The organism is Aeropyrum camini SY1 = JCM 12091, assembly GCF_000591035.1.
GTDB lineage: Archaea > Thermoproteota > Thermoprotei_A > Sulfolobales > Acidilobaceae > Aeropyrum > Aeropyrum camini.
The window spans coordinates 334,976-348,702 of record NC_022521.1; the positions used below are offsets into that span (position 1 = coordinate 334,976).

Here is a 13,727-nt window from a genome sequence, read left to right on the forward strand (position 1 = left end):
TATTACACCCGCCGTTCCCCCCACAGCATCTCCCTGCTTCTATTGCAGCGCGGGTTTCCCTACTGGCTCCAGCCCCGCCGAGCCCAAAAGCTCAAGCTAAACAGCCATATAGGCTAGGCAGGGAGAGTACAAGCCGTGGCAAGACGGAAGAACACACGGCTCAACACAGAAAATCAGTATATAACGCCTTCTACCCTTCTATGAGGGGTGCCTCCAGGCTGGAGTACGCGAGGCGCTCAGCCTTAGCTCTGCCGGGCAGCGCGAGCCTAAGCCCCCTCCTATTACCGATTCTTGGGGGCTCCTGCCCGTCGCCCAGGCGGAAGAGGTATGTGGGCCTCCTAAGGGCGTTGGCCTCAAGCAGGACCTTCATCACCCTCCACACCTTTTCCCCCCTACTGCCCCCCCTCCTCAGAGCCTCGGCCACGTTTGGGTAAGGCCCCTTCCAGTAGATGCAGGGGAGGAGCCTGCCGTCCCACGTGAGCCTCACCCTGTAGCAGCCCATGCAGAAAACAGGGTTCTCCACCGGGTCCACAAGGTATACTCTCACGCCGCTGGGCAGCCTGTACACCCTCCTGTTGTGGAGCCTCCCCGTCTCTACCGCCATAGCCATGGAAGACAGCCTCTCCTCCACAACGTCTATGGGTCTCCTGAAGCTGGATAGGACCCTCCTCCCCCTGCCAGCCGGGTGGACCTCTATAACCTGGAGGTCGAAGCCAAGGTCCTCGGCCAGCCTAAGTATCCTCCAGAACTCCCCCTCGTTAAGCCCCCTGAGGAGGACCATGTTTACCTTTACCCTCAAGCCAGCCTTCAAAGCAGCCTCCACACCCTTCAGGGCAAGCTTTACCGCCCGTCTCCTGGTTATCTTCTCGTAGACCTCCTCGCTGATAGAGTGTAGAGACACATTAACCCTCGCCAGGCCCGCCCTCCTGAGGCTAGAAGCCTTGAGAGGCAGGAGTATCCCGTTGGTGGTCATAGAGACCTCACCGTACTTGGCGAGAACTGCAACAATCTTCTCCACATCACCCCTGATAAGCGGCTCCCCGCCCGTCAGCTTGAAACTATCAACACCCAGCCTGCTAGCCGCCTCACCGATTATATCGTAATCCTCTACACTCAACACGGGGCTCCAGCTGCCAGGCCTCATGGGGCCGGACTCCGTTGCTCCCTCCATATGGCAGAAGAAGCAGTCAAGGTTGCACTCGGGGGTTATGGCTATGCGGAGGTCCCTGAGGGGCCTTCCATAAGCATCGACTACCCCAGCCCCCTCTTGGCCACCTGCTAGTGTTGGAGACAAACCTTAAACACCCCTGACAGTTGGCAACCACCCGCCACCGCCACCAGACGCCAGTCCCAGGCCCCGGTAAATAAACGCACTATGGAGCCCGGCGTATGCCAATGTTAACTTATAGTCTTAGGCTAGGTATTAAAATATATTAATATTTTGCAGTTCACACAGCGGATAATGCACTAGGGGCGTGCAAGGCTTATTATCTACCGTCCCCTAAATACTCCTTAAGGCTGGCGGGCCGGTAGCTCAGCCTGGAAGAGCGCCGCCCTCGCACGGCGGAGGCCCCGGGTTCAAATCCCGGCCGGTCCACCAGCGGGCCTCCCCCTCTAAACACCCTCCTAGCATTAATTCGGACACGCTAGTTTGCTATTGTTTTGTTTTTATATTCATCGGAGTTCCTCGCCGGTATTTCATCAAGAAAAATTTACTTCGCTATAACCTTCAGGATACTTAAGCTGCCCATAGAGTTCACGTTCTTCCTCACTTTAGTCTATAAGTTATTTGGAAGGAGAGGCTGCTAACACAACCCTTTCTAGCTCTCAGGTTTTATGCTAGAATTCTATGTAACTTATACAGCCACTTATTCTCGGTCATTATACGGAAATATCACATAGTAGGGACTCCTTTGATTGTTGTCTAAATTGATCAGATGTCGTTTTTGAATCGTAGTTTCCGGATTAAGGATGTTACCAATGATTATATATCCTGACCTGGTATATTCCATCTGTTATTGTTATGTGTTTCTTGGCTTTGTAGACCCGTAGCCCCCGCCTCTTGGCCTCGCTTACTACTTTTTCTATATCGTTACATTTGAATTGCAGGTAGGGTGGATGATAGTCTATGCTTAGGAGGTGGCCAGCTTCTATTGCCTTCCTCGTATGGTTTATTGGCTGGCAGTAGATTAGTAGGAAGTCCATATATTCCGGTATCCCCAGGCCTGGGACCAGTTCTATCATCTTGACGGGGTGTCCACGCCTCATTTTAGACTCAACCTCCTGACGAGTCTGGCCAGCTCTTTCTCCAGGCCCGCCTGACGCGCCCTCTTATAGAGATAGTCTTTGTCTAGTTTGTGCCATTCCTGGCTTAGTATTCGCTTGAGGTCGGTTATGTCTTTCTTTTCTCCCGACATGAGCTTTAGCACTATAATGTCTTCTAGGCTTGGCAGGAGCAGGTTCTCTGAGAGCTTCTTGCTTCTCTCAACGAATTCTTTATCCAGGGTCAGAGGGGCATAGTTTATATCAACACGTATATCGTCCTCTACGAGAAGTCCCCACTTACGCCACTGAACCTTGAAGTCTCTGGACCTCAGCTCCCTCGTTATTGCATCCCTCAAATCTGTAGTGAACGGTTTATCGATAGTTACGTCCCAGTCCTTCGTCTCTCTCCCTAACCTTATTCCATGTATTATCAAGCTCCTAGCACCTATAAGGAGGGCTCGTATGCCTAGATCATTTAGAATTTTAGCGATGAGAAGCAGCGTCGGATGGATGTTTGCGGCCCCTGATAGGGAATCCTCGCAAGAATCCTGAACCATTACGGCAACCCCTAATTAGTCTATGAGGTTTAGTTCCTGTATGCGTATTGTTAGCATGCTCCTTCCGGTAGCAGGGCCAGACGCTGCTGTCAATGCTGAGAACTGCAGCTTACGCCTATGTATAGGGGGATGGTTTAATGTGTATCTCGACATAACCATCACTGCCCCACAACCTGCACGGCCAGTAGATCGCATACTTCTAACTGAATCGCGTCTTATGCGTACTACCGCAAGCGTTCTATGAAGCTGGGCAGATCACTCGCAGGAGGTTTAGAGCGGCTCTACACCAACCACGACGGTGCAAGTGTCGATTGAGACATCTCCATTCAAACCACAGCCCTCAGAGCTTCTCGCTTTCCGGCTGGTCCACCAGCGGGCCTCCCCCTCTAAACACCTTCTAAGCCTGAGATTAGGGCTCTGGCTGCCCTAACGACGGAGACAATGTCTATCCTTGCTGGGCACACCTCCATGCACGCCCCGCAGAGGAGGCATGAGTATAGGGATTCCAGATCCCCCTCTGTGGCCTTGCCGTCGAGGGCTACTAGGCGGGCTGAGAAGACACGGCCCCTAGGCCCGTAGCCCCTGTGCTTGCCGAAGGGTAGGGTGGGGCACACTGGCTCGCAGAACCCGCAGTAAATGCACTTGGACGTCTCTACCTTGAGGAACTCGAGGGTCCCGTCTAAACCTTCCCTGGCCAACGGGCATCTACCCCTACATGCAGCACATGCAGCCTCCCAGGCTCCCGGGTTTGGCGAGCGCGCCAGCCAGAGAGTATCTTCTATATTTGTTTCTTGCCGGGCTTATTTTCGCCTGTAAAGATTTCCCCCGCCTCCTCACCGAGCACCTTGACGACGCATTCGACAGCGTCCTCCTCACTGTAGACTCCTTTCCCGCCTATGCATTTGACTATATCCCAGAGAGCTTCCGGGGAGTTCTCTGTCGCGAGCCTGTAGAAGGCTAGGGGGACGCCGCAGCGTATTATAACCCTCTGCCTGTGGCTCCTCGGCATTCCTACCCCGAATATCCTGTATCCCCCCTTGACCCCCGTTTCCAGACACTCCCTGAGCTGCATGGCCCTGCTCCTCAAGACCTCCTCCAGAGGTCCTCCTATGCTGAGGGATGCAGCGATCGCCGCCGCCTCGGGCAGGTTCTCGTAGACCCAGTAGGCGCCCAAGTCTCTTGGAGCGCTGTCCGCGAAAGCCCTAGAGCCCAGGGTAACCAGCACCTCGTATAGGGCCGGCCCCTCACCCTTCGCGGCTCCCTTGAAGACCTGGCTCCTAAGCGCAATCATATTGTCCTGTGCGAAGGGATCCGTCTCGTCCCAGACCTCCACTACCCTGTCAATAACACCTAGGGGTGCTCCAGCGTCCTCGAAGACCGTTGCCAGGGATTCTATGTTATCCCATGCCGCGGCTGCCTCTCTACGCGCCACTGCTCCGCTCCTAACCCAGAACTCCACCCTAGGGAGGCGTATCCTCCTGAACCTACCTATAACCAGGGATAGGCCGGGTGACCTGTGGGTAGAGCGGCCTCTAAAGACGCCCTCGTCCTCCTCATAACCGGGCCCCACTAGAGCCAGCCCAGCCTCTAGACTGGCGCTGTAACTGTAGAAGCCTAGCCTGCCTCTGAGGCCCCACGCAACCAGGTTGTCGCTCGGCACTGGGTGCCATAGCGTCTCGTCTTTTAGAACAGCCCTGTTCCCCCTCGTACCGTACATGCTCAGCGTGAAGTCCTCAACAAATCCCTCCAGCATGCCCTCGGCCTCCCTGAAACCTACCCTCCTGTATGCCGTGTTGACGGTAGCCCACCCCAAACCCTTCTCCACGGTCTTCCTATATCTCCAGCTGCCGCCCTCTATACTGGCCCTAAGTCCCCTGTTGAACGCCAGCACGCCCGCAGGCCTCTCAAGCTCTAGGGAGAAGCTGTATCTTATCCGGCTCCCCCGCTCTCCCCTCAGCATTGTGAGCCCGCTGACCTCGAGCCTCTCGATAGTGTTACCCGGCGGGAGGTCTATGACTCTCCCGCGGAGAAGTCTATTGAGCAGGGCACGTATCATTTGGGCGGCTCCCTTAATACCTAATCCCCTCTTGTACAGAATAAAACGCTTATATTATGTATTATATGATTATCTTATTATATAATAGGCCCGTAGGGTGGGCGTGTTGAATAGTAGTGAGAAGACTATTATAGTGGGAAGACTGCCCATAGGCTTCAAGCCCGAAGCCCCCCCGCCACCCCCTCTCAAAAACCTCATCATAGGCCCGGCCATAATCACGCTAGGCTTAGCTATCGGAAGCGGGGAGCTGATCTTCTGGCCGATAATGTCGGCCAACATCGGCCCCGTCCTCCTCTGGGCGGCCCTAATATCCCTCATATTCCAGACTGTATGGACGCTTGAGATGGCAAGGTGGACAGTATGGACGGGAGAACACTGGGTACTGCAGATGGCGCGCCTCCACGGCCTCGTGTCTGCCGCTGTTCTTTGGGGTCTCTTCACGTTCCTCGCGTGGGGCTTCGGAGGATGGGCCGCGGCGGGCGGTAGGTCGCTCTACGTCCTCGTAGGAGGCCCTGGCGAGGAGAGTTTTGCCACGGTGTTCTGGGCTATAATACTGTTCCTGATAGTCTGGATTGTAGCCCTGCTCGCAGGAGTCGTCAGGGAGTGGGTGGAGTACATACTGACCTTCAAGATGGTGATAATCTGGATAATGCTGCTGGTCAGCCTCGCCGTCGTGAGCAGCCTAGACGTGTGGGCTGACGTGATAAGAGGCACCTTCATACCATCGTGGCCCTCCGAGGCTATACCGGAGAAGGTGCCGTACTTCACCCTAGCATCGGCAATAGCTTTTATCGGAGCCGGCGGAACAACCAACATGTGGTATAGCTTCTGGGTGAGGGATGCGGGCTACGGGATGGGTGTCTACATAGGCCGCATACCAGGCTACCTCCGGGGCAGGCCGACCCAGCTCGAGATTGTGGGCTACCTGCCGGAGCCTACCCAGGAGAATCTTAGCAGGCTCAGCGAGTGGTGGTCGAGGGTTAGGAGCGTTTTCTGGCTAGTATTCTTCCTTCTAAACTTCCTGACAGCAGTATTCTTCGTGGCCCTAGTCTACTCCGGCAAGAAGAACCTGGGTATAGAGACGGAGGGGGTTGGAGGGGTTGAGGTGATAGAGCTTCAGGCGAATATAGTGGCTGAGGCCTTCGGCTCCACAGTGATATCCGGGATCTTCCTAATAGTGGCTGCCGTCCTCCTCTTCGGCACACAGCTCAGCCTCACAGAGGGTGTTGCAAGGCAGATAGCAGACTCGGCTTATGTAGCCGTAGAGGGGTTCAGGCGTATCTTCAGAAACGACATCAGGACAGCCTATTTCGCCGTGATAACGCTCTTCGTGATATGGAGCAGCCTATGGATTTCCCTAATAAACCTGGCTGGCATCAAGCCGGTGCTCCTCCTCCAGCTGCCAGCGAACATTAACCTACTGTTCCAGATAATATCGATACCGCTAACACTGTACTTCATCTACTTCGTAGCCAGCAAGAGCGTCCCAAAGGAGATTTGGAACGCCATGAAGCCACACCCAATAGTGCCCCTCCTACTAGTCTTGGCCATGCTCTACTGGGGCTTCTTCGCAACCTTAGGCTGGATGGAGAAGTTCGGCCTGCTAGGCTAGACAGGCCGGGTGAAGCCATGCCACCCGACCAGGCTGGCTAGGCTTTAGAACACCACCCCCTTTTTGCATCCTCTTTATTTCCCGAGCGGAGGTCCATGTTACTAGATAGCACTTAGGCAGCCAGTGTTACCCGGGCCCGACAACCTTTCCAGGGTTGAGTATGCCTTTGGGGTCAAACACCCTTTTTATGCCTGCCATGATCTCCAGGGCTTTCGTGGAGCCCACCCTCTCTAGCTCAAGCTTCAGAGCCTCCTTCTTTAGGACCCCTATGCCGTGCTCCGCACTCACCGTGCCGCCTAGTTCTATGGCCATCTTCATAACGTCGTAGTACCACTGAAGCGCGGCCTCCTTAGCCTTCTCGTCGTCTACAGGATAGCTTATTGTGGGGTGGAGGTTGCCGTCGCCTATGTGGCCTCCTAGAACCGTTTTGAAGCCGTACTTCGCCTCTAGTTCCTTCAGCCTCTCGACAGCATCGAGAAGCTTTGAGGGGGGGACAGCTATGTCCTCCATAAGCATCATAACCTTCCTCCCTTTAAACTGCTTCTGGGTGAGGAGCGCCTGGGTCGCGAATAGACTCCTCCTTATCTCTAGAAGCTTCTTCTCCTCAGCCTCCTCCATACTCCTAGCTGTGTAGACGGAGGCGGCGCCTGCCGCCCTGGCTATGGACACCACTTCGCCCAAAACCCTCTCTGAGGCCTCCCTGTTAACGGGCACTCCTACAAGCAGCATGTGGCCGTCAGGCCTTATCGCCGCTCCGAGGGTCTCTGCTGCAAGCCTCGCCGAGTCTACATCCATGAACTCCATGAGAAGCGTATCTATAGCCCTCGACTTCACCTCTATGACAGCGTCCACCAGCTGCCTCATAGTGGGGAAGAAGGCCAGTACCACCACTACGTTCTCGGGCATCGGAGTTATCTTCAGTATAGCCTCCGTCACTATCGCAAGCGTCCCCTCACTGCCAACTATTAGCCTAGCAAGGTCGTAGCCCTGCCTGCACTTGAGCGTCCTACAACCAACCCTAAGTATAGTGCCTTCCTCGTCAGGCAGCACTATCTCCAGGCCTAAAACCCAGTCTCTCATCGTCCCGTATCGGGCCCCCCTCATTCCTCCCGCTCCAGTGTTTACAGCGCCGCCGACGGTTGCCACCTTGACACTACCCGGGTCTATAGGGAACATGTACCGGTGCTTAGAGAGTTCTACGTTTAGATCCCAAAGCCTGACACCAGGCTCCACCACCACAACAGAGTCGAGGACGCTAACCTCCTTTACACGCCTCATCCTCTCCATAGATACGACAACCCCAGGCCTCTCTGGGAAGGCCCCACCAGCCAAGTCAGTCGAGGAGCCCTGGGGGTAGATGTAGATCTCCTTATGGTAGGCGTACCTCACAAGCCTAGACACATCCTGGGCTGACTCGGGTAATACGACGGCCTCAGCCCGGCCCTCAAGACCGCTTGGCTCCCTCGAATAAAGCCTCACTATATGCGGGTCCGATATCACCTTTTCAGGGCCTAACAGCCTCTCCAACTCCTCGACAACACGGGACACAGAATCACCCTCCATAACCCAAGTAGGAATATTATCTAGACCCCCTCTGGATAAGTCTTAGGAAGCCGAGCCTAAACGGTGGTGGGGCCGCGGGGATTTGAACCCCGGACCACGGGGTCCCAAGCCCCGCATCCTAGCCAGGCTAGACGACGGCCCCACAATGCTGGCGCCGGGGGCGGGATTCGAACCCGCGCGCCCCTCCTGGGGCAACGGGTCTCTCGTGCGGCGGCGCGGAAACCCCTGTGCCGACCTCGAGCCCGCCGCCTTGGGCCGCTCGGCCACCCCGGCACCTTAGCCTGAGGCCCATTTAAAATCTCTATGATGTAATTGGGGTTTTAATCCCTTGGCCCTGCCTCCCTAGTTTTGGTGTGAAGATAATGGTTTCCAGGAGAGGCGTTGCCTCTTCCCTGAGGGCTCTGCTTGACAGGGGTTTTAGGTTTACTATTATAGGCGGGACCGTGGTGGAGCATGCCCTGGGAAGCAGGGATCTTGGGGATGATGTAGACCTGTTTGGTGAGGAGCCTTCCCCGCTTCTCGAGGAGGAGTATTATAGTGTCGCCCACGAGCTGGGATGGTCCTCGGGCCAGACGTGGCTCGGGACGCCCAGGCTCATAGCTAGGGTTGGAGGTGAGGAGGTTCCTCTGGAGTTCTTCGACAACGTCCACGACTTCTACGTCCCCGAGCCTATGCTTGAGAGGGCTGAGAGGGTGGTTTTGGATGGTGTCAGGGTTAAGATGGTTCTCCTGGAGGACCATATAGTTTTGAAGGCCCACGCAGGTAGAGGGAGCGATATGGAGAGGCTTAAGGAGATAGGAAGGCATGTGAGGAAGGGTCGTCTACAGGTTAGCGCCAGTCTAGTGCGGGAGGCTGTAGAGTTTTTCGGTGATGAAGCCCCAGTCCTCTTGAGGAGGCTTAGAGAGGCTGGCCTGCTATGAGGGGACCTGTCAAGATAGTGGCTACAGTAGGCCCCTCCTCAGCCTCAGCCTCTATACTAGCCCAGATGCTTAGCCTCGGTGTGGATGTTGCCAGGATAAACACCAGCCATGGGAGCGTGGATCAGTGGAGCAGCATGCTGGAGTCGCTGAGGAGAGCTGAGGAGGCCGTGGGGAAGAGGGTGGGTGTTGCTGTAGACCTTGAGGGCCCTAGGGTTAGGACCAGTAACAGCGCTCTAGTCAAGCTGGAGAAGGGTGACCTAGTAACCCTCGGCTACATGGAGGGGGATATACCGGTCGATTCTAAGCAGTTCTTCGAAGCGCTGGACGAGGGGGATATAGTTTTGCTGGACGACGGTAAGATAGCTCTCCAGGTAGAGTCGGTAGAGGGGTTCCAGGTTAAAGCGAGAGTTATAGAGGGGGGAGTTCTGGGGCCTAGAAAGGGGGTGGTGGTTAGGGGTAAGGAGCCCGACCTGCCGCCCCTCACCGCCAGGGACAGGAGCGCCCTCGAATTCTTCGCCGACAAGGGTGTCAGCCACGTTTACGTCAGCTTCGCCCGGAGCGCCGAGCACGTTGAGAAGGTTAGAAGCATCATAAGGAGGCTAGGCCTCAGGCATGCGAGAGTCTTCGCCAAGATAGAGGGGCCCAGCGGGGTCAGGAGGATAGGGGAGATTGCCGAGGCGAGCGACGGCGTTATAATAGCTAGGGGCGACCTCGGCATGCACTACAGTCTGGAGGAGCTCCCGGAGATACAGGAGCTCATAGTTATGGAGGCCAGGAGGAGGCATAAGACGGTGGTTCTGGCCACAGAATTCCTTTCAAGCATGATAGAGAAGCCTGTGCCCACAAGGAGCGAGGTTGTTGACATCTACCAGGCTGTACTTCAGACGGCGGACGCGCTTATGCTTACAGGGGAGACGGCGGTAGGGAGGTATCCAGTCAAGTCTGTCCAGTGGATGGCGAAGATATCCTCAAGGGCATATAGAAAGCTGGCTGCCAGCCCGCCCGAGAAGCCTAGGCCGACGTCAACACCCTACAAGCTGGCCTTAGGCCTTGTGGAGCTCGCCGAGAGCCTTGACGCCCCCCTGGTTGTATACAGCAAGACTGGCAGGTTCGCTGAGAGGCTCGCAAGCTTCAGACCCCTCAAAACGTTCTACGTCGGTGTGCCCAGCCGTGAAGTTGAGAGGGTCGTGAGGCACCTCTGGGGGGCTGAACCCGTTGTTGTTGGAGACCACCCCTACGAGGCTGGCCTGGCCAGGACCTACGAGAAACTCCGCAGCGAGAATATAATACATGGTGACGAGACCGTGGTTGAGGCGGCCTGGAGCAGCGAGAGGGGGATATATATTATCAGGGTTAGGAACCTAGAGTTCTAGCCGCCCCCTCCAGAAAGCCTATACCCGCCGTCAACCCTCTCGAGCACTCCCTTCTCCAGCAGCCTCTCCAGAGCCAGTCTCCAGTAGAAACCAAGGCTCCCGGGGTCTATGCCATAGAACTCCTTGAAAGCCTCCTCAAGCTCCCCGGCTGACACGGCCCGGCCCCTCAGACCCTCGTGCTCCCTGAAAAGCCTCGTAATAAACTGCATAGTGTCCTCGAGACGCGTCCACGGGTACTGGAACCACGCCCACTCCCTGACCTCCATATAATAGTAGTCCGGCTTGAACTTGGCAACGCTGCTTATCCACTGCAGGGCTGCAACCCTCAGCTCCAAGGGCTTCCATTCCCTCTCTATAAACTCTTTAGCTAGGAGTAGAGTATCCCCGGTATCCACTATATCGTCAACGAGGAGAGCCTTCATACCACCCAGGTCGACACGGTAGGGGAACTTTAGTATGGCCTTCTCAGCCATCCTGGCTGCCTCCACCCAGTGCTGGCTCTGTATGCTAAGCAGGTTGGTCACGTCCAGGAAATCGCAGAGCAGCCGGGCGGGGACGAAGCCCCCCCTAGAGACAGCTATAATCACGTCTGGCTTATACCCGCTCTCCCTGATGGAGTTGGAGAGGCCCAGGCTCCACTCGACAATCTCGCTCCAGTCCACAAGCTTTACAGGCACTCTAGCCAACTCCAGGCCACCACCTGGAAACCGGACCGCCGGGCTTTAAAATAGGTGTGCCACAGGATTTCAATGGGCCTTGCCTCAGGAGTTACGGGGAGTGGAGTGTCGTGGAGGATCTGTGCAGGCTTGTGTCCACGCTGTACAGAAGACTCTCGTCGGCCGCTAGAAGGAGGCTCCTGAAAGGCCTCGGGCTCGCTGTCGAGAGGGGAGACCCTGCTCTAGTATACCACAGCCTATCCACTCTCGCCCGAGACTACTACGGCGACTCCCTACCCTATGCAAGCGAAGGATACTATAAGACCTACAGCTCCGCACCGTGCGTGGGGCTGCCCGAGCCGGCCAGGTCCTCGGGGGTGGACGTGCTCGAGGCTATACGCATGAGGAGGAGCAGGAGAAGCTACTCGCAGAGGCCTCTCACAGCAAAGGAGGTTTCAACCCTACTATTCCACGTAGCAGGCATAACAGGGCGTGCATGGTGGGGGGGTCCGAAGAGGCCCTATCCAAGCGCGGGCGCGCTACAGCCAGTGGAGGTCTATCTAGTTGTTGAGAGGGTTGAGGGTCTGAAGCCGGGGCTCTACCATTACAACCCTGCTGGACACTGTCTCGAGATGCTGCGTGAAGGGAGGCTGCTCCGGGAGCTGGCCGATGTGAGCCTAGGCCAGGATCATGTTGCCGATGCTGCGGCAGCCCTCGTCCTGACAGCCGTCTACACGAGGACAGGCTCAAAGTATGGGCACCGCAGCTACAGGTACGTCCACTGGGATACAGGCTTTGCAGGGGAGAACCTCTACCTAGTATGCGAGGCCCTAGGCCTGGCGACAGTGGCTGTGGGGGCGTTTTACGACGAGGAAATGTGCAGCTTCCTCGGTATCGAGTGCCCCTGGGAAATGCCCATGCTGGTGTTCCCCGTGGGAGCTAGGGGATGATAGGCAGAAGCCTCCAGGGGTTTAACGAGGCTTCGATAAAAGCTCTCTCACTATAGACTCCTGCAGCGAGGCCGACATTCTCTCGCCAAACTCCTTAAACCTCTCTCCCTGGAGCACCCTACCGACTTCCACTGTCCGTCCAAGTATTATGGTGTCCACCATCTCAGCTATCCACAGGTCAATGATAGGCGTCTTAACCCTTCTACTACTAGCAACCGCCTCCAGGGAGAGGAGGCTGGCCACGTCCTCTATGCTTAATAGGGGGGGTGAGACGCTCAGCTCACTCCCCAACACCACGGTTTTAACGCTGTGCTCCCTAGCTAGGGCGAATGCCGCCGCAGCCCCCGCGTCCACTACTATGCCCTCGCGTGCGAAGCCGTAGAGTGAGGTTACTACAGAGTGGGATTCCTCCACGATCCAGTATACTGACGAGTCTGGAACGTAGTATGACTTCAACTTTCTCCTCCTCGCAGCCCTCACCAGGAGCCGTCCCCTCTTCGCAGGCGACGCCTCGAGAACGTAAACATCTATTCCCCCTAGGGTGAGGGTTTTTGAGAGAAAGTCTAGCAGGACACCTGAGAAGCCTGCTATAAGTATCTTGTCAGCGTTTCTAACCTCCTCCACCGCCTTCGCAGCGGCCTCAAGCCTGCTCCTCCTATCCAGCTCTATTAGCTTCTCGAAGACTGCACGAACATCTACACCGCCCCCGGGGTTTGACTCCAGGAGTTTCAGGGCCAGGCTAAGGGCGTGGAACACCTGGCCTGGCGTTGTGAACCTCTGCATAGCCTCCCTTAGGCTGGCTGCAAGTCTCTCCGAGGCGCGGGTATCCTTCAAACCCCTCCTGACTTTCCCTTCAAGAAACTCCGCTATCGACTCGAGGGTATTGTCGAGGCCTCTGGGCAGGCTCTCCTCTATAATCCTCGCTATCTCTCCGGCCACGTCGTCCCGCGTCCTTTTAAAGAAAAACGCGCACAACCCTAATTACACCACTCCTGCCAGGTTTCATAAGCTAGTGTTACACACCTAAAGATAATCCTTTATTCTCGGGTAAATATTAACATTATGTTTTGGCGGCGGAGAGAGGATCTATGGCCTTGGGAATAGTCGTCGGCGTGGACGAGGCGGGTAGGGGAAGCCTAGTTGGGGAGCTTGTGGTGGCTGGCTTCGCGGTTGAAGAGTCTAGGGAGGAGGAGCTGCTTAGTCTCGGCGTTAGGGACAGTAAAGAACTCAGCCCGGCGGCCAGGATGGAGCTTTACCGTGAGATCTCGGGAATCGGCTTCTTCACTGTGGAGGCCATTAGGCCCTGGGAGGTCGATAGCGAGAATATTAATGTGCTTGTCACCAGGGCCGTCGAGGAGATACTCTCCAGGATAATATCGTATCTCGGGGTCCAGCCCTCACTGGTGGTTGTAGACAAGTATGGCGACGTCCAAGGGCTCAGGCTTGCCCTGAGAAGGCTTGGTATAGAGCCTTGGTCCCTTGTTGTGGAGGAGAAGGCGGACGCGAGGTATCCCGTGGTGTCGGCCGCCAGTATAGTGGCTAAGGTTGTAAGGGATGCTAGGCTCCGCGTGTTAAGGCGTATGTACGGGGTCAGGGGCAGCGGCTACCCGAGCGATCCGGAAACCAGGGAGTGGGTCAGGGAGGTGTTCGCTAGGGGTGAGGCGCCGAGTTTTATCAGATACACCTGGTCTACAGTCAAAAAACTGGGGGGGCCCTGGAGGGGTAAGAAGACGGGTAGGAGTAGGAGGCTGGACGAGTTTCTAGGAGGGTAGAGT

At 56.1% G+C, this 13,727-nt stretch carries 13 protein-coding genes and 3 tRNA genes; 6 read left to right on the forward strand and 10 right to left on the reverse strand.

Annotated features, from left to right (window positions below; genetic code table 11):
• Positions 1-190 precede the first annotated feature (190 nt).
• Positions 191-1,294 carry a GTP 3',8-cyclase MoaA gene (moaA, locus tag ACAM_RS01885; RefSeq protein WP_022541118.1) on the reverse strand — a complete coding sequence of 368 codons (1,104 nt, stop codon included), beginning with the start codon at positions 1,292-1,294 and terminating at the stop codon, positions 191-193.
• Between the two features lie 229 nt (positions 1,295-1,523).
• Between moaA and ACAM_RS01890 the strand changes: the two genes are divergently transcribed.
• Positions 1,524-1,600, forward strand: a tRNA-Ala gene (locus ACAM_RS01890).
• A gap of 374 nt (positions 1,601-1,974) precedes the next feature.
• Here ACAM_RS01890 and ACAM_RS01895 read toward each other — a convergent pair.
• The 4 genes from ACAM_RS01895 to ACAM_RS01910 form a co-directional block, all read right to left on the reverse strand.
• A complete protein-coding gene (locus ACAM_RS01895; protein ID WP_022541119.1) occupies positions 1,975-2,268 on the reverse strand; it encodes a hypothetical protein in 294 nt (97 codons plus the stop codon).
• A complete protein-coding gene (locus ACAM_RS01900; protein WP_022541120.1) occupies positions 2,265-2,822 on the reverse strand; it encodes a DUF6036 family nucleotidyltransferase in 558 nt (185 codons plus the stop codon). The genes ACAM_RS01895 and ACAM_RS01900 overlap by 4 nt, the downstream gene beginning before the upstream one ends.
• 386 nt (positions 2,823-3,208) lie before the next feature.
• Positions 3,209-3,520 (reverse strand): 4Fe-4S dicluster domain-containing protein, encoded by a 312-nt coding sequence (locus tag ACAM_RS01905; protein ID WP_022541121.1) that lies wholly within the window; start codon positions 3,518-3,520, stop codon positions 3,209-3,211.
• 80 nt (positions 3,521-3,600) lie between these two features.
• On the reverse strand, positions 3,601-4,878 hold the full coding sequence (locus tag ACAM_RS01910; RefSeq protein WP_022541122.1) for a hypothetical protein: 1,278 nt from the start codon (positions 4,876-4,878) through the stop codon (positions 3,601-3,603).
• A gap of 106 nt (positions 4,879-4,984) precedes the next feature.
• Between ACAM_RS01910 and ACAM_RS01915 the strand changes: the two genes are divergently transcribed.
• Positions 4,985-6,490, forward strand: a complete 1,506-nt coding sequence (locus tag ACAM_RS01915) for an Nramp family divalent metal transporter (RefSeq protein ID WP_148706337.1) — start codon at positions 4,985-4,987, stop codon at positions 6,488-6,490.
• 126 nt (positions 6,491-6,616) lie between these two features.
• Here the strand turns inward: ACAM_RS01915 and ACAM_RS01920 are convergent, their stop codons facing one another.
• From ACAM_RS01920 to ACAM_RS01930, 3 genes are all read right to left on the reverse strand, one after another.
• Positions 6,617-8,053, reverse strand: coding sequence for an FAD-binding oxidoreductase (locus ACAM_RS01920; protein WP_232502301.1), 1,437 nt, complete (start codon positions 8,051-8,053; stop codon positions 6,617-6,619).
• A gap of 64 nt (positions 8,054-8,117) precedes the next feature.
• Positions 8,118-8,195: transfer RNA gene (locus tag ACAM_RS01925), tRNA-Pro, on the reverse strand.
• 7 nt (positions 8,196-8,202) lie between these two features.
• Positions 8,203-8,326: transfer RNA gene (locus tag ACAM_RS01930), tRNA-Ser, on the reverse strand.
• Between the two features lie 89 nt (positions 8,327-8,415).
• On the opposite strand from ACAM_RS01930, the gene ACAM_RS01935 reads away from it, so the two are divergent.
• Entirely contained in the window at positions 8,416-8,973 is a 558-nt protein-coding gene (locus tag ACAM_RS01935; RefSeq protein WP_022541126.1) for a nucleotidyltransferase, read from the forward strand.
• Positions 8,970-10,346, forward strand: coding sequence for a pyruvate kinase (pyk, locus tag ACAM_RS01940; RefSeq protein WP_022541127.1), 1,377 nt, complete (start codon positions 8,970-8,972; stop codon positions 10,344-10,346). Before ACAM_RS01935 ends, pyk begins: the two co-directional genes overlap by 4 nt.
• On the opposite strand, the gene ACAM_RS01945 is transcribed toward pyk, so the two are convergent.
• Positions 10,343-11,032, reverse strand: coding sequence for a phosphoribosyltransferase (locus ACAM_RS01945; RefSeq protein ID WP_022541128.1), 690 nt, complete (start codon positions 11,030-11,032; stop codon positions 10,343-10,345). The genes pyk and ACAM_RS01945 overlap by 4 nt on opposite strands.
• A gap of 101 nt (positions 11,033-11,133) precedes the next feature.
• Between ACAM_RS01945 and ACAM_RS01950 the strand changes: the two genes are divergently transcribed.
• Complete coding sequence (locus ACAM_RS01950) at positions 11,134-11,952, forward strand: SagB/ThcOx family dehydrogenase (protein ID WP_022541129.1); 819 nt, start codon at positions 11,134-11,136, stop codon at positions 11,950-11,952.
• A gap of 21 nt (positions 11,953-11,973) precedes the next feature.
• On the opposite strand, the gene ACAM_RS01955 is transcribed toward ACAM_RS01950, so the two are convergent.
• Positions 11,974-12,927, reverse strand: coding sequence for an IF-2B domain-containing protein (locus tag ACAM_RS01955; RefSeq protein WP_022541130.1), 954 nt, complete (start codon positions 12,925-12,927; stop codon positions 11,974-11,976).
• 113 nt (positions 12,928-13,040) lie between these two features.
• On the opposite strand from ACAM_RS01955, the gene rnhB reads away from it, so the two are divergent.
• Entirely contained in the window at positions 13,041-13,724 is a 684-nt protein-coding gene (rnhB, locus tag ACAM_RS01960) for a ribonuclease HII (RefSeq protein WP_148706338.1), read from the forward strand.
• The last annotated feature ends 3 nt before the right edge of the window (positions 13,725-13,727 follow it).